Here is a 26,132-nt window from a genome sequence, read left to right on the forward strand (position 1 = left end):
TCAATCTTCTTCTTGCAAAACGGGTGGAGTCCATAGATACGGTTGCGCCTCCGACCCGGCGCTACGCACGATTCGACGTATCGCCCTTTGCGGAATGCTGCTGAGCAGTTATAATTCGATCCATCAATTCCCTGATAGCTCAGTCGGTAGAGCGACGGACTGTTAATCCGCAGGTCCCTGGTTCGAGTCCAGGTCGGGGAGCCAGAATATAAAAAAGGCCGCGTCGAAAGATGCGGCCTTTTTCGTTATGGCCGGGCAGGACGCCCGGCTCACCTTTTATTTTCCCGACACCGGTTTCACGCGCGACGCCGCTTCCAGTGCGCGCTCGCGGGCTGTTTCGATATCCCCGGCGGTGGCCAGCGCCACGCCCATGCGCCGCCGCGCAAACGATTCCGGCTTGCCGAACAGGCGGATATCCGCACCTGGCACGCGCAGGGCCTCGGCCACGCCTTCGAAGGCAATCCCTTGTTCGTCGAGCTGGCCGTAGATGACGGCCGAGGCGCCCGGCGCGCGGAGCAGCGTGTCGACCGGCAGGCCCAGCACCGCCTTGGCATGCAGCTCGAACTCGCTCTGCACCTGGGTTGCCATGGTCACCATGCCGGTATCGTGCGGGCGCGGGCTCACTTCCGAGAACCACACCATGTCGCCCTTCACGAACAGCTCGACGCCGAACACGCCCAGGCCGCCCAGGTTGCCCGTGACCTTGGCTGCGATCTCGCGCGAACGCTCCAGGGCCAGCGCGCTCATCGGATGCGGCTGCCAGGATTCGACGTAGTCGCCCTGTACCTGCTTGTGGCCGATCGGTTCGCAAAATGCCGTTTCAACCTGGCCGTCGGCGCCGAGCGAACGCACCGTCAGCAGCGTGATCTCGTAGTCGAAGTCGATGAAGCCTTCGGCGATCACGCGGCCGCTGTCGACCCGGCCGCCGGCGGCCGCGTAGTCCCAGGCAGCGCGCACGTCGCCTGCGCCGTCGAGCTTGGACTGGCCCTTGCCCGACGACGACATCACCGGTTTCACCACGCAGGGGAAGCCGACGGCGGCGCAGGCCGCTTCGAGTTCATCCAGGCTGCTGGCGAAGCGGTAGGGCGAGGTGGCGAGACCGAGTTCCTCGGCGGCGAGGCGGCGGATGCCTTCGCGGTTCATGGTCAGTTGGGCCGCGCGCGCGGTCGGGATGCAGGTGATGGCGCCGGACGCTTCGAGTTCGGCCAGCTTGTCGGTGGCGATCGCCTCGATCTCGGGGATCACAAGGTCGGGCTGCTCCTGCGCGATGAGGGCGGCCAGGGCATCGCCGTCGGTCATGTCGATCACGTGGGCGCGGTGCGCAACCTGGTGACCGGGTGCGTTCGGATAGCGGTCGACGGCGATCACTTCGACGCCGAGGCGCTGCAGCGCGATGATCACTTCCTTGCCGAGTTCGCCGGAGCCGAGCAGCATCACGCGCGTGGCGGAAGGAGAGAGGGGGGTGCCGAGAATGCGGGGAGTAGTCATGGTTTTCGAGTGGATGCTGGCGCCTGCGGCCAGGGTTCCGCGACTATAGCAAAGCGTGAGGCCGCAGGTGCAAATCCGTGCAAGATTGGTTTTTTCGTACGGGACTGGCTAAATTGGAAATGGCCGGCTATAATATTGCCTCAATTCCCTGATAGCTCAGTTGGTAGAGCGACGGACTGTTAATCCGCAGGTCCCTGGTTCGAGTCCAGGTCGGGGAGCCAGAATATGGTAGTAAAGTAAAAGGCCGCGTTCACCGCGGCCTTTTTCGTTTGTGCTCCTCCTGCTTGGGCCTCTCTGCGAAGGGATGCAAAGACTGCTACGATCATCCTTTCCCCCGATTGAAANGGTAGTAAAGTAAAAGGCCGCGTTCACCGCGGCCTTTTTCGTTTGTGCTCCTCCTGCTTGGGCCTCTCTGCGAAGGGATGCAAAGACTGCTACGATCATCCTTTCCCCCGATTGAAAGCCTCAGATGACACGCAGTTTCAAGATCGCCGCAATCGCCGGCGACGGCATCGGCAAGGAAGTCCTGCCGGAAGGCTTGAAGGTCCTGGAAGCGGTCGCGAAACGCTTCGGCATCGCGCTCGAATTCACCGAGTTCGAATGGGCCAGCTGCGATTACTACCTGAAGACCGGCGAGATGATGCCGCCCGACTGGAAAGCGGAGCTCTCCGGCATGGATGCGATCTACTTCGGTGCGGTCGGCTGGCCGGCGACGGTGCCCGACCATATTTCGCTCTGGGGTTCGCTGCTGAAGTTCCGGCGCGAATTCGACCAGTACATCAACCTGCGTCCGGTGCGTTTGTTCGAAGGCGTACCTTGCCCGCTGGCGAACCGCAAGCCGGGCGACATCGACTTCTTCGTGGTGCGCGAGAATACCGAGGGCGAGTACACCAACCTGGGCGGCATCATGTTCCCAGGCACCGAGCGCGAAGTGGTGATCCAGGAATCGGTGTTCTCGCGTCACGGCGCGGACCGCGTGCTGAAGTATGCCTACGAGCTGGCGCAGTCGCGCGCGCGCAAGCAGCTGACGGTGGCGACCAAGTCGAACGGTATCGCGATCAGCATGCCGTGGTGGGACGGGCGCGCCGATGCGGTGGGCGCGGCCTATCCCGAGGTGACGGTCGACAAGCAGCACATCGATATTTTGACCGCGCGTTTCGTGCTGCAGCCGCAGCGCTTCGACGTGGTGGTGGCGTCGAATCTGTTTGGCGACATCTTGTCGGATTTGGGGCCGGCGTGTACCGGCACCATTGGGCTGGCGCCGTCGGGCAATTTGAATCCTGAGCGGACCTTTCCCTCGCTGTTCGAGCCGGTGCATGGTTCGGCGCCGGATATTGCCGGCAAGGGGATCGCGAATCCGATTGCGATGATCTGGTCGGGGGCGATGATGCTGGGCTTCCTCGCCGATGGGCCGGATGCGCCGGCTGGCTTGCGCGCGGCGCACGATGCGATTGTCGGGGCGATCGAGGAAGTGCTGCGTAGCGGGCCGCGGACCGGGGATTTGGGTGGTCAGGCGACGACGATTGAAGTAGGTGATGCAATCGCGCAGCTGGTTTCGTAGGGTGGGCACTTGTGCCCACGCGGTATGGCAGGGTTGAACGTCGAATCGTAACGTGGAACATCGGCGCGTGCATTCATGGGTCACGCGCCGCATTCCATTACGCGATGAGACCGCGTGGGCTCAAGAGCCCACCCTACGAACGGCATCAGGCCGTGGTGGTGCTTGTTTTAAACGTTCCTTCACGCGCCAGCGGCGCTAACCTGTCGAACCACGGCGCCACCCCTTCCAGCTGGTGCGCCAGCTGCAGCAGCTGATCCTCCGCCCCGAACCGCCCCACGAACTGCACCCCCAGCGGCAGCCCGTCGGTAGTCCAGTACAGGGGCACCGACATCGCCGGTGTCCCAGTCAGATTGGCCAGCTGCGTGAACGGCACGAAGCGCAAGCTGTCGCGCGCAATCCGGTTCACCGTCCCCTCCAGCAAGCCAAGCCGCGCCAGCACGCCCAGCACCCCGCTGCGCTCCAGCAGATCGAGCACGAATTGCTCCCCCTTCGGCGGATCGCCCTCGCCATGCCGCAAGGGCGGGCTGGCCAGGGTCGGCGTAAGCAGCATGTCGTAGCGCGCGTGGAAGCGCGCCAGGCCGCGCCCGAATTCGTTCCACTTCGCCAGCTGCGCCGTCAGGCGCGCGCCGGAGACGGCGCCGCCCAGCGCCACCAGCAAGCGGCTCATCAGCTCCACGTCGCGCGCCTTGGCGCCGAGCGCCCGGCCGCGCGCCACCATCGCCGGCACCTGGCCGAAATACAGGTGCAGGTAGCTTTGCGCCAGCGCCTGGCCGTCGATCTCGGGCGCGGCTTCCTCGACCTCGTGCCCGAGTCCGCGCAGCAGCTGCACGGTGCGCCGCACCGCCGCCACCGCTTCCGGGTGCACCGGCGTGCCGATCGGCGACGCGGTGCTGAAACCGATCCGCAACTTGCCCGGATCGCGCCGCATCAGCTCGACGTAGGAACCCGCTGGCGGCGCGATCACGAACGGGTCGCCCGGCTCCGCGCCCTGCAGGATGTCGAGCGCCAGCGCCGAGTCGCGTACGCTGCGCGAGAGCACGCCTTCGCTCGATGCCCCGAACCAGACTTCGCCGATCGCCGGTCCGCTCGAGACCCGACCGCGCGAGGGCCGCAACGCGAACAGGCCGCAGCAGGCGGCCGGGATGCGCAGCGAGCCGCCGCCGTCGTTACCGGCTGCCATGGGCACGATGCCGGCCGCCACGGCTGCCGCCGCGCCGCCGCTCGATCCGCCCGGCGTACGGCCCAGGTCCCACGGATTGCTGCTGCGTCCGTAGAGCTGCGGATCGGTAACCGCCTTCAGTGCGAACTCGGGCAGGTTGGTCTTGCCGAACACGACCAGGCCGGCATCGAGGTAGCGCCGTACCACGGCAGCGTGTTCGCGTGGCACATAGTTGCGCATCGCGCGGCTGCCGAAGCTGGTCGGTACGCCGGCAAAATCCTGTACGCCGTCCTTGATGAGGAAGGGCACGCCGGCCAGCGGTCCGGCGAGCGGGCGCGCCAGCTGGGCGCGTGCCTGCGGCTCGAGCAGGCGGCACACCGCATTGATGCGGCCGTGCACGGCGGCGTTGCGGGCCAGCGCCAGTTGCAGGAGTTCGGCGGGGATCAGTTCACCGCGGGCGATGCCCTGGGCCAGGGCGGTGGCGTCGTGCTGCAGGTAGTCGGCGAAATCCATGGACAGTTCCTCAAGAGGTCTGTCCATTATGCAATGAATTCGTCAAATTATTGGCAATTTGAGTATAGGAAAAAAATTCCCTACTTGCGCTTCTTGGCGTTCGATGTAAAGGTACGGGTGTAGAACTCGGGCGGCTTGCGCGCGACCCATTCGATGAAGGCGCGGATCTCGTCATGGCCGCGTAATGCATCCCAGGTATGGTAGCTGCGCAGCAGCTCGCGCTCGGTGAAGGCGGAGTGGATTTTCCGATGGCAGACCTTATGGATCGGGAATTGTTCCTTGCCCTTGAAGCTCTTCGGCACGAGGTGGTGGCGGTCGATGTTGACCGTGCCCAGTTCGCGGCCGCACAGGGGGCATACCGGCTCTGTCATGCGCTCCTCGTCGATGGCAAAAAACATAGTCAATACAATGTATTGGCGAAAATGCCGTATGCAAGGGTGGACCCCGCAATTGTCGATTTTGATGAGCCGGTTTGGTTTCCTTAGTGTAAAATCAATCCTTCCCGAATATTAACAATACAACGGACTCCTGAAAGCAGACAAGGTCGAACGGATGATCGAAGACGAATCCAGCAACTGTTCCATCCTCCTGATCGACGACGAACCCTTCGCCCAGCAGATCATCGAGCATGGACTGCGCACCTGCGTCAGGCACGTGCTGCGCTACGAGTCGGATGCGCGCCGCGCCGTCGGCCTGGCGGCGGAGCTCGGCTGCACCGTGGTGCTGGTCGACCTGCGCATGCCCGAGATCGACGGCTTCGAATTCACGCGCCAGCTGCGCGCCAATCCGGAAACCGAGCACGTCCCCGTTATCCTGCTGTCCTCCGAAGAAGATCCCGAAATCAAGGCGTGCGCCTTTGCCGCCGGCGCCAACGACTACATGGTCAAGTGGCCGGACCCGCGCGAGCTGGTGGCGCGCGTGCAGTACCACAGCGCCGCCTGCATCGCGCGGCGCGAGCGCGATGCCGCCTTCGTGTCGCTGCGGCGCAGCCAGGAAGAGCTGGCCGCCAGCCAGATGGCCCTGAACCAGGCGCAGAAGATGGAGGCGATCGGCCAGCTCACCGGCGGTGTCGCCCACGACTTCAACAACGTGCTGCAGATCATCGGCGGCAATTTGCAACTGCTGAAACTGGTGGGCGGCCTGAACGATGCCGGCCGCACCCGCGTGGAAATGGCGCTGTCCGGCGTCGAGCGCGGCGCCAAGCTGTCCTCGCACCTGCTGGCGTTCGCGCGGCGCCAGCCGCTGCAGGCGGTGGTGCTCAATCCCGGCCACCTGCTGCGCGAGATGGACGACATGCTGCGCCGCGTGATCGGCCCCGGCGCGCGCATCGTCACCGAGATCGAAGCGGGGCTGGGCAGCATCCTGGCCGACCCCAACCAGCTGAACAATGTGGTGCTGAACCTGGCCATCAATGCGCGCGACGCGATGGACGGCAGCGGGACGTTGACCGTCCGCGCCCTGAATGTGCACAGGGATGGCGAGATACCGTCCGGGGTGCCGCCAGGCGACTACGTGATGATCGAGGTCGCGGACACCGGCAAGGGCATGCCGCCCGAAGTGCTGCAGCGCGCCTTCGAGCCCTTCTTCACCACCAAGCCGGTGGGGCAGGGTACGGGCCTGGGCCTGTCGATGGCCTATGGTTTCGTGAAGCAGTCCGGCGGCGAGATCCTGATGCGCAGCGAAGTCGGCCAGGGCACCAGCGTGCGCATCTACCTGCCGCGCAGCAAGGTCGATGCCGTGGTACCCGAGCCGGCGGCGAACCAGCCGCTATGCGGCGGCTTGGAAACCATTCTGGTGGTGGAGGACGAGGCCGACGTGCGCGATTCCACCTGCGCGATCCTGTCGGCCCTCGGCTACGAGGTGCTGGAAGCGGGCGATGCCGCTGCCGCGGTGGCGCTGATCGAAACCGGGCGCCATATCGACCTGGTGTTCTCCGACGTGATCATGCCGGGGCCGGTGAGCAGCTTGCAGCTGGGCGACGTGCTGCGCCGCCACCTGCCGGACGCGCAGATCCTGTATACATCGGGCTATGCGGAAGGGGTGCTGGCGCATGAAGGGAAGCTGAACGCTTCGGTGCACCTGCTGCAGAAACCGTATCATCCGGATGCGCTCAGTGCGCGCATCCGTCATTTGTTGCGAAAGAAGCCGTCCACGCTCGTGGCTGGCGCAATCGCTGCCGGGGCGCCGGCCGCCGGTACGCCGGCCGCCGGAGCGCCGGCCTCCTGATTCGCTCCGCTCAGGTCGGGCGCACGTAGCGGTAGGAGCCCGGCGGCGGTTCGTTCAGCACCGCCCAGAACACGCCGAGGTCGGCGATCGCACGCACGAATTCCTTGAAGTCGACCGGTTTCACCACGTAGGCGTTCACGCCCAGCTCGTAGCTGCGCACCAGGTCCTGTTCTTCCTTCGACGAGGTCAGCATCACCACCGGCATGCTTTTCAGCGAAGCGGTCTTGCGCACTTCGGCCAGCACTTCCAGGCCGTCGACTTTCGGCAGTTTCAGGTCGAGCAGGGTGATGGCGGGATTGCCTTCTGCGCGCTCGGCGAATTCGCCGCGGCGCATCAGGTAGTCGAGCGCCTCGGCACCATCGCGCACCACCACGACCTCGTTGGCGAGCTGGCTTTTCGCCAGCGCCACCAGGGTCAGTTCGAGGTCGTGCGGATTATCTTCGACCAGCAGGATGGGTTTTAGCATAGTGTATTGTCAATCAATGTAAAGCGAGTTTGCGCGGGATGGCAAACGAGAAGGTGGCGCCCTGGCCCTGGGTCGACTCGGCCCAGGCGCGGCCGCCGTGGCGCTCGACGATGCGGCGCACGTTGGCCAGGCCGATGCCGGTACCCTGGAAGTCTTCCATGCGGTGCAGGCGCTGGAACACGCCGAACAGCTTGTGCACGTAGTCCATGTTGAACCCGGCGCCGTTGTCGGCCACGTGGAACACGGTCTCGACATCGTCCTGCTCGGCCCAGATGCGGATCACCGCCGGGTCGCGCCCGCCGGTGAACTTCACCGCGTTCGACAGCAGGTTCAGCATGGCCAGGTGCAGGAAGGTCGGGTCGGCCACGATGCGCGGCAAGGGTTCCAGCTGCCAGTCGATGTTGCGGCCCTTCAGGTCGGGTCCGAGCTTGTCGATGCAGGACGTCACCAGGTGCGACATGTCGACCTCCACCGGGCGCAGGGCGGCGCGGCCCATCTGCGAGAAGCTCAGCAAATCGTCGACCAGCTTGCCGGCCAGGCGCGCCGACTCCTTGATGTTGGTGAGGAAGCGCTGGCGCATGCTGGCGTCTTCGCTGCCGCTCGACTCGAGCAGCAAATCGGAAAAGCCGACGATGTGGCGCAGCGGGGCGCGCAGGTCGTGCGACACCGAATACGAAAAGGCTTCGAGTTCCTTGTTGGCGCGGCCCAGTTCCTCGGCCAGTTCCGCCATCTGTTCGGCGCGCTCGAGCGCGATGCCGAGCAGGGCGCTGCGGAATTCGCCGGTGAGCTCGACTTCGGCCACGTGCCAGGGCAGGCTGACGCCGTGGATTTCCTCGCGCCAGGCGTCGAAGCTGAGGCGCGGGCTGAGCTGGCTCGGCGCGTCCGGCGTCGGTTCGGTATCCTTGGCGCGCGGATTGCCGGCCCATTCGATGGTATGCACCCGCTCGGGGCGGAACCACAGCAGGTAGTGCTTGTGCACGCGCGAGATCGACATCGCCAGCAGGCCGGCGGCATTGCGTTCCAGGCCGGCGGCGGCGGGGCAGACCACGCCCAGCGCATCGGTCTGGAAGACTTCGGCGCCATGCCCCTGCTGTTCGAGCCAGGCGACGATGGCGTCGATGGCCTCGTCGTCGGGCGTGTCGCCGTAGGTCAGCACGCGCTCGTTGGCCACGATGGCCACTCCACCGGCGCGCGCAAAGCGCAGCAGCTCGGGGAAGACGCCGCGCATGTTGTCGATGATGTCGGCTCCCTTGGTGAGGTTGCCGAGCATTGCCACCATCATGCGCCGCACATCAAGACGAAAGGTGAGGTCCGCAGCGTCTACGCGCGATTCGATGCACAGCGACAGCACCTGGCCCAGCTGTTCGCAGGCGGTGCGCTTTTCGAATTCGAGCGGGGCCGGGCCGGCGTTGTGGCAGGAGATCAGGCCCCAGAGCTGGCCCTTGACGATGAGCGAGACCGACATCGAGGCCAGCGTACCCATGTTGCGCATGTATTGCAGGTGCACCGGCGAGACGCTGCGCAGGACCGCGAACGTCAGGTCGTTCGGTGCGCCGGTAACGGGATTGCGCGCCGGCACCAGCGGCGCCGGCACGTAGTTGGCGTCCTGGATCAGGCGGATGTGCTGCAGCGTGTACAGGTCGCGCGCCTGGGCCGGGATGTCCGAGGCCGGGAAGCGCTGGCCCATGTACGAGACGTAATCGTCTTCCTTCGACTCGGCCATGACGTGGCCGTGGCCGTCCGGGTCGAACTGGTAGACCATCACGCGGCCGTAGCCGGTCACGGTGCGCACGTGGTGGGCGGCGAGCGTGGCCAGCGATTCCACTGAGGCCTTGTCGTTGACGTTCAGCAGGAAGTCGCCGAGCAGCGGATACAGCTCGCGAAAACCGGCCGGCGCATCGCGCTCGACCGCTTCGAATTCGACGATCAGCACGCTGTCCCAGGCATGGGCCAGGACGTCGAGGTGCTGGCCATTCGCGGCGGCGACGGTGCCGAGGTAGAAGGGCCGGTTGCCGAGCTTGCCGCCTTCGAGCGCAGGCGCGAGCCGGGAGGCGGCGGTTTCGCCGATTACCTCAGCGAGCGGGCGTTCGATCGCGGCATCGGCCTCGATGCCGAGCCAGCGGCCGAGGTTGGCGCTGGCCTGCAGCACGGTCAGCTGCGGCGACAGGGTCAGCAGGAAGCCGTGCGGCTGGATGCTGCCGGGCGTGCGAATCGGTTCCTTGTCGCAGCTGGACAGGTCGAGCGGTACGGTTGGTCCTGAAGTCATGTGGGGGCCTGCGATCGATGCGAGCCAGGCACGGCTGGGTTACGGAACCGATATTTTAGCCTGAAAGACATGCAGGAAGGCGAAAGGGGGCGGCACTTTCCCGCGAAATGGGGCAGCGCTGGAATGCTCTGGAACGATCTGCAAAGCAATCGAGCCGAAACGGTATTGACGAGCTGGAAGGACGCGCTGCGCGGCAGGCAGGTTTGCGTGGCCGCGGGACGGAAGTTGGAGTTATTATAAGACGTTTCCGATCCCGCTCCCTGCGCCGCGCCCTGCCACCGTCCATGAACAATAGAATTTCCATTCGGCACGACCTGACCGACGAACAGCGTTTCCAGTACCTGATTTCCGGCATCCGCGACTATGCGATCTACATGCTCGACACCGATGGCCACGTCAGCAGCTGGAACAGCGGCGCGCGCCGCTTCAAGGGTTACGAGGCCTCGCAGATCCTGGGCGAGCATTTCTCGCGTTTCTATACCCCCGAAGACCAGGCCAGCGGCCTGCCGGCGCGCGCCCTGGCGACCGCCCTGGCCGAAGGCAAGTACGAGGCCGAGGGCTGGCGCGTGCGCCAGGACGGCACCCGCTTCTGGGCCAGCGTGATCATCGACCCGATCTACGACGAGCACGGCGCCTTGCTCGGCTACGGCAAGATCACGCGCGACATTACCGAGCAGAAAATGGCGCGCGACGCGCTGCGCGCCAGCGAGGAGCGCTTCCGCCTGCTGGTGCAGGGCGTGTCGGACTACGCCATCTACATGCTCTCGCCCGAGGGCGTGGTCAGCAACTGGAACATGGGCGCCCAGCGCATCAAGGGCTATTCGGAGCAGGAAATCGTCGGCCAGCATTTCTCGCGCTTCTATACCGAGCTTGATCGCGCCAGCGGCCTGCCGGCGCGCGCCCTCGGCACCGCGATGCGCGAAGGCCGCTACGAGGCCGAAGGCTGGCGCCAGCGCAAGGACGGCACCTGTTTCTGGGCCCACGTGATCATCGACGCCATCCACGACGAGTCGGGCGAACTGATCGGCTTTGCCAAGGTCACGCGCGACCTGACGGAGAAAAAGGCGGCGGCCGACGCCCTGGCCGAAGCGAACGCCGCCCTGTTCCAGTCCCAGAAGATGGAATCGATCGGCCAGCTCACCGGCGGCATCGCCCACGACTTCAACAACCTGCTGTCGGTGTTGTCGAGCGGCCTGGAGGTGCTGACGCTGCGTGGCAGCATGTCGGGCGGCATGGCCGGCGGCGTCGCCGACGTCAAGACCCTGGACAGCATGCGCCGCGCCATCGACCGCGGCGCTACCCTCACCCAGCAACTGCTGGCCTTTGCGCGCCAGCAGCCGCTGCAGCCGGAAACGCACAGCGTCAACCGCCTGGTGTCGGGCTTCGAGTCGGTGCTGCGGCGCGCCGTGAGTGCCGCCATCGACTTCGAGGTGTACCTGGAACCGGAAATCCGCGCCGCCGTGATCGACAGCGCGCGCTTCGAGTCGGCCCTGCTGAACATGGTGGTGAATGCGCGCGACGCCATGCCCGACGGCGGACGCATCTGCATCGCGACCGCCAACGTCGAATTGAAAGAGCGCGAAGTAAACGGCCTGGCGCCGGGCAGCTACGTGAAGGTGACGGTGTCCGATACCGGCACCGGCATGTCGCCGGAAACCGCGCAGCGCGCCTTCGAGCCCTTCTACACCACGAAGGAAGTGGGCAAGGGCACCGGGCTCGGGCTGTCGCAGGTGTACGGCTTCATCAAGCAGTCCGGCGGCGAGGTGAAGATCCGCACCGCGCCGGGCGAGGGCACGGCGATCGTCATCTACCTGCCGGCCACGCCGGGCCAGGATGCGCCGGCCCAGCAGGACTGCACCGAGATGGTCCTGATCGTCGAGGACGAGCCGGACTTGATGGATGTGGCCTCGGCGCTGTACATCAGCATGGGCTACGAGGTGCTGACGGCGTCGGGCGCGCAGGAAGCGCTGGCGCTGCTGGCCAGCCGGCGCATCGACATCCTGTTCACCGACGTGATCATGCCGAACGGGATGAACGGGGTTGAACTGGCGACCCATGCGCGTGAGCAGTATCCGGACATGAAAATCATCCTGGCCTCGGGCTATCCGCTGCCGGCGCTCAAGGCCGAGCACAACAACCTGAACGAATTTGCATTTGTGAACAAGCCGTATCGCTTGTCGGATCTGGCGCGGGCGTTAAGGTCGGCGGCGTGAGGGGGCGGGTGGCGTGAAGATGGTGGTTCGAGCCGCACGCGGACCGACCCATCCTACGCGAAGCGTTTCGACATTCAACGGTGGCACCGGGTGGGCACGAGTGCCCACCCGGTACGGCGCTTGATCAGAGCCAAACCTCAAACCCGGCAGCGCCGCAGCACGCCAATCACAAACCAAAAATAATATCGCTGATCCGCTCGTAGATCGGATCGGCCGACGGTCCCTTGTTCGGCCAGTTCAAAATGTCGAAGTGGTCATACCCCCGGTAGGTGCCGATGTAGTTCCAGCTGCCGCGCACGGCCGTGCCGTCGTAGTCGCGCACCGGGTGCCCGGCGGGTGCGCGCATGCTCACCGTGTTCACCACGCCGTCGTTGGCGAACCATTCGCTGTCGATGCGCACCCGGCCCGGCGCGCTTTGCGTGTAGCCGCCCATGCCGTGCTGGGCCGCCGACGGCACGATCCACTCGCCGGAATAGGTTTTGTAATACGGGAACATGTCGATGCGCGGGTACTGGTAATTCGACGACTGGACCGGGGCGATGGCCCGGTCGGTGCCGTTGCAGCACCAGGCGCCGGCTTCGGTGGCCTGGGTGCCGATGGAAAAGTAGTACACGGAGGGCGAGGTGCGCGCCCAGGCATTGAAGCTGCGCGCGCCGTCGGGCGCCAGTTCCCAGCTCCACAGGCCGGCCTGGAACCAGTCGCGCAGCGGCGAGCGCAGCTGGGGCAGGAGGTCGAACACGGCGTCGCGCAGGGTGGTGCCATTGTGCGGCGAGGACAGCGTGGTGACGCTGCGCACCCAGCCGATCTTGCCGCCCCGGTACAGGTCGCCGTCGCCTTCGCCGGGCGCGCCGTGCTCCAGCAGCTCGATCAGCGCGCGGCTGGTGGTGCCGCCCTGGCTGTGGCCGACCAGGTGGATGGGATGGTCGGCGTCCCAGGCCGGGTACAGCGCCAGCGGATAGCCCTCGGGATTACGGGCGTGGTCGGCGGCCCAGCATTTCCCGGGCGGCTTTTGCTCTTGTAGGGGAGGCGTGCGCGCATGCGTGTAGCCATAGTCGACGCAGCCGCCCTTGATTTGCGCGTACAGCTCGGCGGCGCGGTCCCAGTTCGGGCTGATGGCGCCAACGGTGGCGGTGACTACCATGCGCGGACCCTTGTAGACCCGCAGGTGGGAAGCGATGTCGTGGTAGCCGCCCCAGTACAGGTAGCCGATGCCGGGAAATTGTTCGGGCCCGAAGCCAAGGAAGCCGTGCACCAGCACCATCGGATCGTGTTTGGCGGCGCGCGCGGACTGAAGCGGCAGCGAAGCCAGCGTAAACGCAATCAGCGCGGAAATGAGGAGAAGGATAAGGCGCGGCATGGCAAGGTCCAGGAGGTCACTTGCCACATTGTCGGAGCGGGATGCCGGCGCCGGTTTGCGCCAGGTCGTGTGCGCTGGAGATTGACGCCATCCGCGCACCGCAATGGTGCGCAGATGGCTTGACGAAACAAATATCGAGGTGAATCAGTGCGATTCAGCAACCACCGCAGCCGCGGTATCCGAAGTGCTCGCCGGCGCCGCCGGCACCGTGCTGCCCACCGCGCCCGGCGCGTTCGGATCGGCCGGGGCGCCCGTGGAGGCCGACGCCATCATCGTGGCGCGCTCGGCGGCGTCGATGCGTTCGCCGTTCCAGACCACGTAGTCGTCCACCGAGTACAGCTTGCAGGGCTGGCTGCTCTTGGCCGAGCAGGTGGCCAGGGCGCGCGCTTCCGGCGCCTCGCCTTCCTCGGCCCAGGTCCAGGCGCCGCTCGGCGACACGGCAAAGGCGCGCGGCGTCATCTTGGTGAGATAGTCGGCATAGGCGCGGCGGCCATTTTCCGACAGGAAGGGCACGGCCTCGACGTCGTCCAGCGTTGCGTAGTTGGTACGCGCCGGGGTCGGTGGCGGCGGCACGTTGTAGAGCACTTCGGTCGGCATGCCGACGCCCTTCAGGAAGGCGATCGTGTCCTTCAGCCAGATCTTTTCGCCGTCGCGGCTGGCCAGCATGCCGTGGGCGTCGCGCTTGAACGAAGGGAACTCGACCAGGCGGCCCTTGCCGCCGGCTTCCGCATAGGCTTCATGCATGCGGTTCGCCAGGTCCGGTCCGAACAGCGAATCGTTTTCGCCATACATCCACAGGCTCGGGATCTTGTTGTTGGCGCCGTACTCGGCCATGGCCGAGACCAGCGACGAGCGCCAGCCGCAGCCGGCGCTGTCGTCGCGCAGGCCGCCGGCGAAGTTGATCAGGCCGCGTACGCCGGCAAGCTGCTCGGTGCCGAGCGCCATGGTGGCCAGGCCGCCGTAGGACTGGCCGGCGACGACGATGTGGCCGCTGTCGATCCAGGGCTGGGTGCGGGCGTATTCGACTGCCGAGCGGATGTCCTCGGCCTGCAGGTAGCCGTTGGTGGTCATGTCGCAGCCGCGGTCGCGATAGCGCCCGGTCGAGTTGGCGAAGCCCTGGCGCATCGGCACCATCACGGCGTAGCCGCGCTTCACAAAAGCCGCGGCCATGTAATAGAAGCGGTCGCGCGGCTGGGCGTTGGGGCTGCCCGGGTCCTTGCCGTGGTTGATGATCAGGAGCGGGAAGGGGCCCTGGCCGTTCGGCTGGAACACGGTGGTTTCCAGCATGGCGCGGTTGTCGCGGCCGGCAGGCACCTGCACGACGCGTTCGTTCATGCGGTAGTCGAGCTGTAGCTCTTGTTCGATTGCCACGCCCGGCAACATGACGAGGGCGGCGAGGAAGGCGGTGACGGTCTTGCGGACTGCGGCGGTGCGGACTCGGAACATGGGCGACTCTGGAAAAGTGTCTGCCGGTGCGACAGCATTGCTTGAAGGAATAAATTGATTCTAGGCACCGAAAACACTGAGAGCAATATCCGTTTACGCAATTCCAGAGGTAAATTTTTGTGTGTGGTAAAGATGCTTACGTATATCAATGACGAATGTTCAAGATGTTGGAAAAAGTGCAGCGAAAAGCATGAGCAGGTGGGCAAGCTTGCCTCTTGTATAATCGGATAAGCCGGTTTTTCTGCGGCACTTGTTTGTAATCCATCCGCGGTTCAGGAGGACCCAGCACAATGCGTTTCCGGAACCGGCTGTTGATCCTTGTTGTCGCCCTGCTCGTGCCCTCGTTCATCGGCGCGGCGCTGGCGGTCGCCTACGTCTACGTCGAGCAGCAAAAGGACCAGGAGCGCACCATTGCCGAAACCGGCCGCGCGTTTGCCCTGCTGATCGATAACGAGATGCGTACCCAGGAAGGCATCCTGCGCACCCTGGCCGCGTCGCCTGCGCTGGCGGCCGGTGAATTCGACGAGTTCTACCGGCACGCCCGCGCTGCCGCCGATGCCGCGGATGCGGTGGCGGTGCTGTACGGCCTGGACGGCAAGCCGATCCTGAACACGCGCCGCCCGCTGGGCGTGGCGCTGAAGGGACGCGATCCCTCGAACCTGCCGGCGCTGATGGAGCGCTACGGCGCGGCGCGCACGCTGGTGTCGGACGTGTTCTATGCGCCTCCGGTGCAGCGCTATGACTTCATGATGCAGGTGCCGGTGCTGGTCGACGGCAAGCCGCGCTACTTCCTGACGCTCGGCCTGCATGTGGGCATCCTGCAGCAGCTGCTGGAGCGCCAGCAGTTTCCGAAGGCCTGGATTGCCACCGTGTTCGACCGCAACGGCCGCATCGCCGCCCGCTCCAGCGAGCCGAAGCACTACGTCGGCACCCTGCTGCGCGAACGCACGCGCAGGCTGGCGGCCACCACCGACCGCGACCTGGTCTTTCCCAGTCATACCCTGACCGGCGTCCCGGTGCGGGCCCAGGTCACGACGGTGCCGAATTCCGGCTGGAAGGTCCTGATTGCCATCCCGAGCGCCGAGATCCGGCGCGTGCCGATGGAGGCCGCCGCGCTGCTGGCGGGGATGATGGCCGTGCTGCTGGTGCTGGCGGTTGCCGCCGGCCGCTGGTTCGCCAGCCGCGCGGTGGCCCCGATCGAATACCTGGGCCGCTGCGCCGACCGCCTGGCCGACGGCGAGGAAATTCCCTACCACCCGCACGGGCTGGAAGAAATCGACACCGTGGCCTGGCGCATGGTCGAGGCGAGCAAGCAGATCCGCCGCTCGACGCGCGACCTCGAACACCGCGTCAACGAAGCCATCCTCGCCACTGAACAGGCGCAGGGCGCCCTGCTGCGCAGCCAGAAGCTCGAATCGCTGGGGCGCCTGACGGCCGGCATCGCGCACGAATTCAACAACCTGCTGCAAACCCTGACGACGGCGCTGCAGCTGGCCGCGATGCAGGCCAAGGAAGCCAACATGCAGCGCCTGATCGACACCTGCAAGCGCACCGTCACCCGCGCCACCACGCTCACCGGCCAGCTCGGCTCCTTCGGCCGGGTGCAGGAAGGGCGGCTGGTGACGGTGGACACGGCTGCGCAGCTGGAGAGCGCGCTGCAACTGATCCGCGGCGCCGTGGCCGAGAGCATCGTCATCGACACCGCATTCGACAGCCAATTATGGCCGGTGCGGGTCGAGCCGCTGCAATTCGACCTGGCGCTGCTGAACCTGGCGATCAATGCGCGCGATGCCATGGGCGGCAGCGGCCGGCTGCGCATCGCCGTCCAGAATGTCACGCTGGCCGCACCCGACGCGCCCGAAGGCCTGGCGCCGGGCGACTACCTGCGGCTGAGCGTGAGCGACGACGGCGCGGGCATGGCGCCCGAGGTGATGGCGCGCGCCCTCGATCCCTTCTTCACCACTAAGTCGCCCGGACAGGGCACCGGGCTCGGCCTGCCGCAAGCCTATGCCTTCGCCACCCAGGCGCAGGGACTGCTGACCCTGCACAGCACGCCGGGCAAGGGGACCCGGGTGCATATCTACCTGCCGCGTGCGCACGGCGCCGATGCCGTCGCGCCGGGCGCCGGCCAGGCTGGCGCGGGCGCCGGGGTGTCCCGCGGCACAGCGGCGCCGGATGTGGTCGCGCCGCCGCCGCACCAGCCGTTTGAGACGGGCGCGGCAGCGGCGCCCGCGGCTGCCGGCGTGAGCGTGCTGTTCGTCGAGGACGACGTGCTGGTGCGCGAAGCCGTGGTCGAGGCGCTCGCCGCCGCCGGCTTCGCGGTGCGCGTGGCCGTCAGCGGCGACGATGCGCTGGCCCAGCTGGCGGGCGGGCAGGCGGTGGACATCGTGTTTTCCGACATCGTCATGCCGGGCAGCGTCAGCGGCATCGACCTGGCCGCGGCAATCCGCGAACGCTGGCCGGCGCTGCCGGTCGTGCTGGCCACCGGCTACACCGATCGGCGCGTGTCGATTCCCGGCGTCAAGATCCTGGCCAAGCCTTATGACGTCGAGCAATTGATTGGGTTGTTGGGCAGATTGAGCGGACGGCGCTGATTTTTTCGCGCTGCAAGGCGGCGCGCCTTTCCTTTGCGGCTGACTAGAATGGGCGTGGGGCGCTTCCCGGACATTGAACAGGAGAGTGACATGGTCAGGATTGCGGTAATCGTCGGCAGTACCCGCCCGGGGCGCAAGGCGCTCGACGTGGCGCGCTGGGTAATGGGCATGACGCAAGGGCGCCAGGACGCGCACTACGAGCTGGTCGATATCCAGGATTTCAACTTGCCCCTGCTCGACGAGCCGGTGCCGCCCTCGATGGGCCAGTATTCGCAGCCGCACACGCTGGCCTGGGCGGCGAAGATCGCGGAGTTCGACGGTTTCGTCTTCGTCACGCCCGAATACAACCATGCCACCTCGGGCGCGCTGAAGAACGCCATCGACTTCCTGTACAAGGAATGGAACAACAAGGCTGCCGGTTTCGTCGGCTACGGCAGCGCCGGCGGGGCGCGCGCCATCGAGAACCTGCGCCTGGTGATGGGCGAACTGATGGTGGCCGACGTGCGGGCCCAGGTGATGCTGTCGCTGTTTGCCGACTTCGAGAACATGCGCACCTTCAAGCCGGCTGCGCACCACGAAAAATCGGTGCACGCCATGCTGGACCAGGTGGAGGCCTGGAGCGGGGCGCTGGCGGGGCTGCGCAACGCGTCCAGCTAGAAGTACCGAGCCCGGCTGCTACAATCGGCGCCTTTTTCAAGCCACGCCGCCGATGAACCAGCCTTTGCCTTCCCGCCGCGTCACCTGCGGCGCCTGCCTGCGCGCGCAGTCGGCCTGCATCTGCGCCTGGGTGCGGCCCGTGACGTCGTCCGTCGAACTGCTGATCCTGCAGCATCCGCTGGAAGTGGCGAATGCCAAGAACAGCGCGCGCCTGCTGCACCTGAGCCTGGCAGGCAGCGTGCTGGCGGTGGGCGAGGCCTTCTACGCCGGCGAACTCGATGCGCTCCTGCATGGCGGCGGGCGCACGCCGCTGCTGTTGTATCCCGACACGCCGGGCGTCGCTGCGATACGGGCCGATGCCTTGCCGCCGCCGGCGCGCCTGCGCCTGGTCGTGCTCGATGCCACGTGGCGCAAAAGCCGCAAGATGCTGCATCTGAACCCGCCCCTGCAGAGCTTGCCGCGGCTGGCGCTGCGCGATATGCCGGCGTCGAACTACCGTATCCGCAAGGCGCACGCGCCGGACCAATTGTCCACGCTCGAGGCAAGCGCCCATGCGCTGGGCCACCTCGACGGCGACACGGCGCGCTATGCCGCCCTGTTTGCCGCCTTCGACGGTTTTGTCGGGCAACAAGCTGCGTATTTGCCACGCGATCTGCCTCTCAGCTCGTCAAATACGGACAAGGCTTGAATTGACGGGAAGAGCGGCGTACCATACTGTATAAATATACAGTCATTGGGTGCCGCATGGCCAACTTCGAAAGAACCATCGACCGGGAATACAGCGCGGAAGAAATCGTCCTGCCGCCGCGTCCGCTCGCCGCCACGAAAGGGCGCGGTGCGGTATCGAACCTGCAGGGCCGCTACGAGCTGAACGGCCGCGAGCGCTTCGACGACGGCTGGGCCCGCGTGGAAGAGGGCGCTGCGCCGCCGCTCAAGACCGTGGTCACCGACGAGATCGCTAAGTCCATCCTGTCGCGCAATACCTCGCCCGACATTCCCTTCAAGGTCTCGCTGAATCCCTACCGCGGCTGCGAGCACGGCTGCATCTACTGCTTCGCCCGGCCCACGCACAGCTACCTCGGTCTGTCGCCGGGGCTGGACTTCGAAACCCGCATCTTCGCCAAGGTGAACGCGGCCGAGCTGCTGCGCCGCGAGCTGGCGCATCCGGGCTACAAACCCGAGCACATTGCCATCGGCGTGAATACCGACGCCTACCAGCCCTGCGAGCGCGAACGGCGGCTCACGCGCGAGGTACTGGAAGTGCTGCACGAATGCCGGCATCCGGTGGGGCTGGTCACCAAGTCCGCGCTGATCGAGCGCGACATCGATTTGCTGGCGCCAATGGCCGAGCGTTCGCTGGCCTGCGCCGCCATCACCCTCACCACGCTCGACTCCGACATTTCGCGCACCCTGGAGCCACGCGCGGCAGCCCCGGCGCGGCGCCTGCGCGCCATCCGCACGCTCACCGATGCCGGCATTCCTGTCAGCGTAAGCGTGGCCCCGATCATCCCTTTTGTGACGGAGCCGGAAATCGAACGGATCCTGGAAGCGGCGCGCGACGCCGGCGCCGTGAGCGCGCACTACACGGTGCTGCGCCTGCCCTGGGAAGTCAATCCGCTGTTCCAGCAATGGCTGGAGGCCCACTTCCCGGAACGCGCCGGACGCGTGATGAACCGCATCCGCGAAATGCACGGCGGCAAGGATTACGACGCGGACTTTTCCAAGCGCATGCACGGAGAGGGCGTCTGGTCCGACCTGATCCGCCAGCGTTTCACCAAGACCGTCGAGCGCATGGGGCTGGGGGCGCTGCGCGGGCGTTTCGAGCGGCTCGACAGGTCGCAATTCCGGCGTCCGCTGGTAGTGCCGGCGGCGGCGGCCAAGGGCGCTGCAAAGGGTGTTGCAAAGGGAGCTGGACAGCTGGACTTGTTCTGATGAGCGGCCTATATTGGTACAGGCTGGTGCCTGGCAGATGTTCAGCTGATAGTCAGTTGGTGTTCAGCCGATGAGCGGCTGATGGTTGATAAGGGCTGATGCGCCTGGCGAGTTGCGGAACTGCCGGGTTGGGCTGCGTGTCCAATCTGGATTGATACATGATCAATCTGCGAGGAGCGTGACAGTGGCGAACAATATGGCTATCCGTCTGGGCGAACTGGTAGAACGTTTCGGCGGCCAGCTGACAGGCGACCCCGGCATTGAGGTCACGGCCATCGCGCCGCTCGACCGTGCCGGTGCGTCCGAGATCAGCTTCCTGAGCAACAGCAAGCTGCGTGGCCTGGCGGCGCGCAGCCAGGCCGCGGCGCTGATCCTCACGCCAGGCGACGAGCCCGAGGTGGCGGCCAGTTACGAAGGCGCGCGCATCGTCACCGCCAATCCCTATGTCTGGTTTGCGCGCGCGGCGCAATGCTTCGTGGCCCTGCGCACACCTGTACCCGAACCCGGCGTGCACCCGACGGCGTTCGTACACCCCAGCGCCCGGGTCGACGCCAGCGCCCACGTCGGCCCGCATGTCACGGTCGAGGCGGGGGCGGTCATCAAGACAGGCGCCGTCATCGACGCCGGCTGCTATATCGGGCGCGAGGCAATCGTTGGCGAAGACACGCATTTCTTTGCCAACGTTACTTTCCACGCACGCTGCATCATCGGCGCGCGCGGCATCGTCCACTCGGGCGCCGTCATCGGCGGCGACGGCTTCGGCTTTGCGGTGGACGGCGGCAGCTACATCAAGATTCCGCAAACCGGGCGCGTGGTGATCGGCGAAGACGTCGACATCGGCTCGAATACCACGGTCGACCGCGGCGCGCTGGACGACACCGTGATCGAAGACGGGGTCAAGCTCGACAATCTCATCCAGATCGGCCACAACTGCCGTATCGGCGCGCACACGGCCATGGCCGGCTGCGTGGGCGTGGCCGGCAGCGCCAACATCGGCAAGCACTGTACCTTCGGCGGGGCCGCCATGATCAACGGCCACATCGAGATCGCCGACAACGTCCACGTGACCGCCGCCACCATGGTGCCGAACTCGCTCACCGAGCCGGGGCGCTACACCGGCTACTTCCCGGTTGCCAGGAATGCGGAGTGGGAACGTAATGCGGTGCTGGTACGCAATCTGTCGAGCATGCGAGAGAAAGTGCGCGCGCTCGAAAAAGCGGTGAAGGCGCTGGGTGCAGGGCGGCAGAACGAATAAGCAGGCTGCCAGCAGTCGGTAGCACGCCACGTGTCAGGCCGCGGCCAGTTCGATCAGGTGCCGCTCGATCTCGAACACATGCGGATCGTCCTTGCCCAGTTCACGCAGCGCCTTGGCCAGTTCCAGCAGGTATTCGCTATTCGGCCCGCTCGGTCCACGCGATTCGGCGATCTGGCGCGCGATCGCCTGTTCGCTGGCCGGCCCGAGGAAGGCGGCGTTTTCGTGGGTGGCGATGTAGACCAGTCCCTCGGCGCTGCTGCCGTCCTCGAAGCGGATTGTGGTAGCCAGGCGCAGGTAGCCGTTCTTTTCACGGTGGTCGAGGTGGGCGAATTCCTCGGGCGTGACCAGGTAGGCCATGCCGTGGCAGACCGCATCCGCATCGGGCACCAGCGTGACCACGCGTCCGGGCGCGCTTTCCGTGCCGCGGTGATCGTGCGAGCCCTGCCAGAAGCGGCGCGTCCAGCCGCCGATGCTGGCCGGGCGGCGTTCGAGGAAGGGGAAATCGGCCTTGTAGATCAGCGAGCCGTAGCCGAACAGCCAGACGCTGGCGTGGCTGTTGAACCTGTCCATGCGCTGGTTGATGGCGATGGTGTTGTAGGACATCGGTACGAACCTGGTAAAACGACGATCGCCCGATTCTAGCGCAGCTGCGCAATGTGGGCAGGCAGCCCCTCAGTTGCTCCCGGCCTGGCGACGTTTCGACGCCACATACGGAAACAGGAAATCAATGAAGCTTTCCGCCGCCGGCGACAGCGAACGCCCGGCGCGGGTGTAGACATAAAAGCGCCGCGTCAGCACCGGTTCTTCGAGCGGACGCATGCGCAGCTGGTAGAGGCGCGCCAGCGGTTCCGCATACGGCAGGCAGACCGTGATGCCCAGGCCGGCGCTGACCATGGCCAGCGCCGTGGTCATGAAGGTGACTTCGTTTGCCGGTTTCAGCGGCACTTCGCGCAGCACGGCATGCATGTCGGCCAGCAAGCGCTCGGTAAATTGCCCCTGCAGGGCGATGAAGGGGTAGCGCGTCACGTCCTGCCAGGTCACGCGTTCGGCGCTATCGAGCGGATGACCCTGCGGGAAGACCAGGGCGAAGGGCATCTCGAACAGTTCGCGCGTTTCCAGCTGGGGCAGCGGCTCGCGCTCGGGGCCGATGCCGATGTCGGATTCGCCCGAGAGCACGCGCGCGATCACGCTGTCGACCTCGCTATCGGCGAGGCGCACTTCGATGTCGGGCTGCTTCGTCCGGTAGACGGCGATGGCTTCGGGCAGCAGGGTACAGCACATCAGTTGCGGCGCGGTAATGCGGACGATGCCTTTTCGCAGCTGCGTGTGGTCCGCCACGTTCGCCAGCGCACCGTCGAGATCGTCGATCATCTGGCTAAATAGCGGGTACAGCTCGCGGCCGATGTCGGTGAGCGTGATCTTGCGGGTGGAGCGGTCGACAACGCGGGCGTTCAGGGTTTGTTCGAGTTCCTTGATCAAACCGGACAACGCCGATTGCGTGACGTGCATGTACTGCGCCGCCAGCGTAAAGTTGCCTGTCTTGGCCAGCGCCACGAAGGCCCGCATCTGGCGCAGGGTGGGATTCATAAGATAATCCGATAAATGAGCCGGAAAATATTGTTTGTATGATAGTCCGTTTTCATCTTTAATGGCGGCAACTATGCAACGACAAAGGAAATCGCCATGAAACTCGCCACACTCAAGACCGGCGGCCGCGACGGCACGCTAGTGGTCGTCAGCCGCGACCTGGTTACCTGCCAGGCCGTCCCCGAGATTGCCCGCACCCTGCAGGCTGCGCTGGACGACTGGGACCGCGCTGCACCACAATTGCAAGCTGTCTACGAGCAGCTGAACGACGGCACCGCCGACCAGGCCGACTCCTTTATCGAGATGGAATGCCACTCGCCGCTGCCGCGCGCCTACCAGTGGGCCGATGGTTCGGCCTACATCAACCACGTCGAACTGGTGCGCAAGGCGCGCAACGCCGATGTGCCGGCTTCCTTCTACACCGACCCGCTGATGTACCAGGGCGGCGGCGACGCCTTCATCGGCCCCTGCGACCCGATCGCGGCGCTGTCGGAAGACTGGGGCATCGACCTGGAAGCGGAAGTGGCGGTCGTGACCGGCGACGTGACGATGGGCGCCAGCATCGAACAGGCAGCCGCATCGATCCGCCTGGTGATGCTGGTTAACGACGTCTCGCTGCGCAATTTGATTCCAGGCGAGCTGGCCAAGGGCTTCGGTTTCTACCAGTCGAAGCCGGCCAGCGCCTTTTCTCCGGTGGCTGTCACGCCGGACGAGCTGGGCGAGGCCTGGCATGACAGCAAGCTGCACCTGCCGCTGCGCGTCACCCTGAACGATCAATTGTTCGGCAAGCCGAACGCCGGCGAAGACATGACCTTCAGCTTCGCCCAGCTGATCGCCCACGCTGCCAAGACGCGCGAGCTGGGCGCGGGCAGCATCATCGGTTCCGGCACGGTGTCGAACAAGCAGGGCAATTTGCACGGTTCGAGCATCGCGAATGGCGGCGTCGGCTACTGCTGCCTGGCCGAGGTGCGCATGTACGAAACCATCGAACACGGCGCGCCGAAAACGCCGTTCCTGCGCTTTGGCGACAGCGTCCGCATCGAAATGCTGGACGTTACCGGTGCGAGCATCTTCGGCGCCATCGACCACGAAGTCGCGCATTATCACGGGAGGAAGGAATGAAGCTCTACACGTATTTCCGCAGCTCGGCAGCCTACCGGGTGCGGATCGCGCTGAACCTGAAAGGCCTGAGCTACGACGCGGTGCCGGTGCACCTGCTGAAGGACGGCGGCCAGCAGCGCCAGGAGGAATACCGCCAGATCAATCCGAGCGGCCTGGTGCCGGCCTTCCAGGACGACCGCATCACGCTGACCCAGTCGATGGCGATCATCGAATACCTCGATGAACGCTTCCCGGCGGTGCCGCTGATGCCGAGCGACGCCCCGGGCCGCGCCCGCGTGCGCGAGCTGGCGCAGATCATCGCCTGCGACATCCATCCGCTGAACAATCTGCGCGTGCTGCGCCACCTGGTGGGTGAGCTGAAACTGAGCGAGGAAGCCAAGACCGAATGGATCCGGCACTGGATCCGCGAAGGGCTGGCAGGCCTCGAAGCCCACCTGGCGCGCGACCCGGCCGCCGGCCCCTTCAGCCACGGCGCCTCGCCGACCATGGCCGATTGCTTCCTGGTGCCGCAGGTGTTCAATGCCGAGCGCTTCGGCATCGATGTGAAGGATTATCCGAACATCGCGCGCATCCATGCGCACTGCATCGAACTGCCGGCCTTCGACGCCGCGCATCCGTCGAAGCAGCCCGACGCGGAATAACCCGCGTCCCATCCGTAGGGTGGGCAGCTCCACCCTGCACGCCGATCATCCGCACCGATAGCGCTGCCCACGCGGTGATCGCCACAGCGTGAATGGCTGAGCACGCACCGCAGCCGCATCATCGACATGTCACGACCGGTCCGGCTCCGACGGCGTCGAAATCTCGTCCAGCGTCTGCTCAACATCGGACGGCGCCTTGGTCACCACGTCGCCCAGCGACACGATGCCGATGACCTGGCCATTCCCATCGACCACCGGCACGCGCCGGATCTGCACGTCGGCCATCTGCGCCAGCACGTCTTCCACACTCTGCTCGACGGTGCAGGTGCGCACGTCGGTGCTCATCACATCGTTCACGCGGGTGCTGGCCGGGTCCTGGCCGATGGCCACCGAGCGCACGGTGATGTCGCGGTCGGTGACCATGCCGACCAGCTTGCCGTCGTCCACCACCGGGATCGCCCCCACGTTCAGCTCGTCCATCAGCTGGGCCGCGCGCTGCACGCTGTCTTGCGTGGAAATGGTCTGCACATCGCGCGTCATCACCTCTTGAATCGTTTGCATCCTTGCACTCCTTGAAGGTTGGCGGGCCAGGCCGCGGGAAGGACATCCTGCCCTGAATCGCCGCCATGCTGCGCCAGATTGAAGCGCGGAATCGCAGCCGGCCGCTGCGCCTCCTGCTCGCAGGCTGGGCTACAATCCGTTTCCTTTTTCGCGCCCGCCCGATATGAACAAGACGATGACCGAGACCACCATCCCCGCCGCCATCCTCGATGCCCTCGGCCTTGCCGACGCCTCCTGGCGCCCGCACCTGCTGCGCGGGCTGGAAGCGGTGGCGCAGGCCAACCCGGGCTACCTGCCGGCGCTGGCCATCGACGATTACCTGCCGACCAAGGGCCGCCTGTTCGCCGCCTTTGCCCAGCCGCTGGACAAGGTGCGTTATGTGCTGGTAGGGGAGGGGCCGTATCCGCGCGCCGAGAGCGCGACCGGGGTCTGCTTCATGGATGGGGCCGTTGGCGATCTGTGGAGCGCGGGCGGGCTGTCGAAGCCGGTGAACCGGGCGACCTCGCTGCGCAACTTCATGAAGATGCTGCTGGTGGCGGATGGGCAGCTCCAGCCGGAGGCAACCGGTGGCGAAGCGATGGCGCCGGTGGCGGCTGCGGCCATGTCGAACGGGTCGATCGGGACGCTGCCGGAATTGCAGGCGAACCTGACTGCCGAGGGTTTCCTGTTGCTGAATGCGTCGCTGGTATTCAGGTCGCATGTGAAACCAGTGATCGATGCGCGGGCCTGGCTGCCTTTCCTGCAAGTCGTACTGGAGGTGCTGGCGCAACAAGCCGAGCCGCCGACGCTGGTGTTGTGGGGGAAGATCGCCGAGGAGTTGAGGAAGCTGCCGGAGACTGGGCGCTTGCCACAGGCGGTGGCGGAGCATCCTTATAACCTGAGCTTCATTGCCCACGCAGGAATGCAGGCATTGTTCAGTCGGATGCACCTGCTGCGCAGGCGGTGATCCTGGGTGGCGGCGCGAGTGCGACTGGCTGGCGTGGCGTATCACCGCGTGGGCAGCGCATGCATAACGGATGATCTGGTGCTGGTGGTGGAGCTGTCCACCCTAATGTGATGGACTCCACCCTCCTGATAACGGCATCATT

General features: G+C 65.8%; 21 protein-coding genes and 2 tRNA genes. 13 read left to right on the top strand and 10 right to left on the bottom strand.

The genetic code is table 11. The features are described from left to right. The first annotated feature begins 128 nt into the window (after window positions 1-128). Window positions 129-204, top strand: a tRNA-Asn gene (locus QWL29_RS23600). 72 nt (window positions 205-276) lie between these two features. Here the strand turns inward: QWL29_RS23600 and purT are convergent. Then, window positions 277-1,488, bottom strand: a complete 1,212-nt coding sequence (gene purT, locus QWL29_RS23605; protein ID WP_305825295.1) for a formate-dependent phosphoribosylglycinamide formyltransferase — start codon at window positions 1,486-1,488, stop codon at window positions 277-279. Window positions 1,489-1,633: 145 nt separating this feature from the next. Here purT and QWL29_RS23610 point away from each other — a divergent pair. Next, a tRNA-Asn gene (locus QWL29_RS23610) sits at window positions 1,634-1,709 on the top strand. Between the two features lie 248 nt (window positions 1,710-1,957). Further along, window positions 1,958-3,049 carry a tartrate dehydrogenase gene (locus QWL29_RS23615; RefSeq protein ID WP_305825296.1) on the top strand — a complete coding sequence of 364 codons (1,092 nt, stop codon included), beginning with the start codon at window positions 1,958-1,960 and terminating at the stop codon, window positions 3,047-3,049. 145 nt (window positions 3,050-3,194) lie between these two features. On the opposite strand, the gene QWL29_RS23620 is transcribed toward QWL29_RS23615, so the two are convergent. Beyond that, window positions 3,195-4,721 carry an amidase gene (locus tag QWL29_RS23620; RefSeq protein WP_305825297.1) on the bottom strand — a complete coding sequence of 509 codons (1,527 nt, stop codon included), beginning with the start codon at window positions 4,719-4,721 and terminating at the stop codon, window positions 3,195-3,197. Window positions 4,722-4,801: 80 nt separating this feature from the next. Continuing rightward, window positions 4,802-5,092: an HNH endonuclease signature motif containing protein gene (locus QWL29_RS23625; protein WP_305825298.1), complete on the bottom strand. Its 291-nt coding sequence runs from the start codon at window positions 5,090-5,092 to the stop codon at window positions 4,802-4,804. Between the two features lie 181 nt (window positions 5,093-5,273). On the opposite strand from QWL29_RS23625, the gene QWL29_RS23630 reads away from it, so the two are divergent. Beyond that, on the top strand, window positions 5,274-6,947 hold the full coding sequence (locus QWL29_RS23630; protein WP_305825300.1) for a response regulator: 1,674 nt from the start codon (window positions 5,274-5,276) through the stop codon (window positions 6,945-6,947). Between the two features lie 10 nt (window positions 6,948-6,957). Here QWL29_RS23630 and QWL29_RS23635 read toward each other — a convergent pair whose 3' ends face one another. Both QWL29_RS23635 and QWL29_RS23640 read right to left on the bottom strand, forming a co-directional pair. Beyond that, window positions 6,958-7,413 carry a response regulator gene (locus tag QWL29_RS23635; RefSeq protein ID WP_305825301.1) on the bottom strand — a complete coding sequence of 152 codons (456 nt, stop codon included), beginning with the start codon at window positions 7,411-7,413 and terminating at the stop codon, window positions 6,958-6,960. 13 nt (window positions 7,414-7,426) lie between these two features. Beyond that, window positions 7,427-9,679, bottom strand: coding sequence for an ATP-binding protein (locus QWL29_RS23640; protein ID WP_305825302.1), 2,253 nt, complete (start codon window positions 9,677-9,679; stop codon window positions 7,427-7,429). Between the two features lie 284 nt (window positions 9,680-9,963). On the opposite strand from QWL29_RS23640, the gene QWL29_RS23645 reads away from it, so the two are divergent. Further along, complete coding sequence (locus QWL29_RS23645) at window positions 9,964-11,892, top strand: hybrid sensor histidine kinase/response regulator (RefSeq protein WP_305825303.1); 1,929 nt, start codon at window positions 9,964-9,966, stop codon at window positions 11,890-11,892. Window positions 11,893-12,058: 166 nt separating this feature from the next. Here the strand turns inward: QWL29_RS23645 and QWL29_RS23650 are convergent, their stop codons facing one another. Together QWL29_RS23650 and QWL29_RS23655 are read right to left on the bottom strand one after the other, a co-directional pair. Then, window positions 12,059-13,249, bottom strand: coding sequence for an esterase/lipase family protein (locus QWL29_RS23650; RefSeq protein ID WP_305825304.1), 1,191 nt, complete (start codon window positions 13,247-13,249; stop codon window positions 12,059-12,061). A 144-nt stretch (window positions 13,250-13,393) separates the two neighbouring features. Further along, window positions 13,394-14,695: a dienelactone hydrolase family protein gene (locus tag QWL29_RS23655; RefSeq protein ID WP_305825305.1), complete on the bottom strand. Its 1,302-nt coding sequence runs from the start codon at window positions 14,693-14,695 to the stop codon at window positions 13,394-13,396. Between the two features lie 311 nt (window positions 14,696-15,006). On the opposite strand from QWL29_RS23655, the gene QWL29_RS23660 reads away from it, so the two are divergent. The 5 genes from QWL29_RS23660 to lpxD all read left to right on the top strand — a co-directional run bounded on the left by QWL29_RS23660 (window position 15,007) and on the right by lpxD (window position 21,133). After that, complete coding sequence (locus QWL29_RS23660) at window positions 15,007-17,289, top strand: ATP-binding protein (protein WP_305825306.1); 2,283 nt, start codon at window positions 15,007-15,009, stop codon at window positions 17,287-17,289. Window positions 17,290-17,379: 90 nt separating this feature from the next. After that, window positions 17,380-17,946: an NADPH-dependent FMN reductase gene (locus tag QWL29_RS23665; RefSeq protein ID WP_305825307.1), complete on the top strand. Its 567-nt coding sequence runs from the start codon at window positions 17,380-17,382 to the stop codon at window positions 17,944-17,946. Window positions 17,947-17,998: 52 nt separating this feature from the next. After that, window positions 17,999-18,634 (top strand): tRNA-uridine aminocarboxypropyltransferase, encoded by a 636-nt coding sequence (locus QWL29_RS23670; RefSeq protein WP_305825308.1) that lies wholly within the window; start codon window positions 17,999-18,001, stop codon window positions 18,632-18,634. A 56-nt stretch (window positions 18,635-18,690) separates the two neighbouring features. Beyond that, window positions 18,691-19,878: a PA0069 family radical SAM protein gene (locus QWL29_RS23675; protein ID WP_305825309.1), complete on the top strand. Its 1,188-nt coding sequence runs from the start codon at window positions 18,691-18,693 to the stop codon at window positions 19,876-19,878. A gap of 196 nt (window positions 19,879-20,074) precedes the next feature. Next, entirely contained in the window at window positions 20,075-21,133 is a 1,059-nt protein-coding gene (gene lpxD / locus QWL29_RS23680) for a UDP-3-O-(3-hydroxymyristoyl)glucosamine N-acyltransferase (protein ID WP_305825310.1), read from the top strand. Between the two features lie 33 nt (window positions 21,134-21,166). Here the strand turns inward: lpxD and QWL29_RS23685 are convergent, their stop codons facing one another. Further along, the gene (locus QWL29_RS23685; RefSeq protein WP_305825311.1) at window positions 21,167-21,736 is read right to left on the bottom strand and encodes a gamma-glutamylcyclotransferase; all 570 of its coding nucleotides are present in this window, start codon (window positions 21,734-21,736) and stop codon (window positions 21,167-21,169) included. A 69-nt stretch (window positions 21,737-21,805) separates the two neighbouring features. Next, window positions 21,806-22,720 carry a LysR family transcriptional regulator gene (locus QWL29_RS23690; RefSeq protein ID WP_305825312.1) on the bottom strand — a complete coding sequence of 305 codons (915 nt, stop codon included), beginning with the start codon at window positions 22,718-22,720 and terminating at the stop codon, window positions 21,806-21,808. Window positions 22,721-22,816: 96 nt separating this feature from the next. Between QWL29_RS23690 and QWL29_RS23695 the strand changes: the two genes are divergently transcribed. Both QWL29_RS23695 and maiA read left to right on the top strand, forming a co-directional pair. Further along, the gene (locus tag QWL29_RS23695) at window positions 22,817-23,842 is read left to right on the top strand and encodes a fumarylacetoacetate hydrolase family protein (protein ID WP_305825313.1); all 1,026 of its coding nucleotides are present in this window, start codon (window positions 22,817-22,819) and stop codon (window positions 23,840-23,842) included. Further along, a complete protein-coding gene (maiA, locus tag QWL29_RS23700; RefSeq protein ID WP_305825314.1) occupies window positions 23,839-24,483 on the top strand; it encodes a maleylacetoacetate isomerase in 645 nt (214 codons plus the stop codon). Before QWL29_RS23695 ends, maiA begins: the two co-directional genes overlap by 4 nt. 129 nt (window positions 24,484-24,612) lie before the next feature. On the opposite strand, the gene QWL29_RS23705 is transcribed toward maiA, so the two are convergent. Continuing rightward, window positions 24,613-25,044, bottom strand: a complete 432-nt coding sequence (locus QWL29_RS23705; RefSeq protein WP_305825315.1) for a CBS domain-containing protein — start codon at window positions 25,042-25,044, stop codon at window positions 24,613-24,615. A gap of 175 nt (window positions 25,045-25,219) precedes the next feature. On the opposite strand from QWL29_RS23705, the gene QWL29_RS23710 reads away from it, so the two are divergent. Continuing rightward, a complete protein-coding gene (locus QWL29_RS23710; protein WP_305825316.1) occupies window positions 25,220-25,990 on the top strand; it encodes a uracil-DNA glycosylase family protein in 771 nt (256 codons plus the stop codon). The last annotated feature ends 142 nt before the right edge of the window (window positions 25,991-26,132 follow it).

The organism is Massilia brevitalea, assembly GCF_030711405.1.
GTDB lineage: Bacteria > Pseudomonadota > Gammaproteobacteria > Burkholderiales > Burkholderiaceae_D > Telluria > Telluria brevitalea.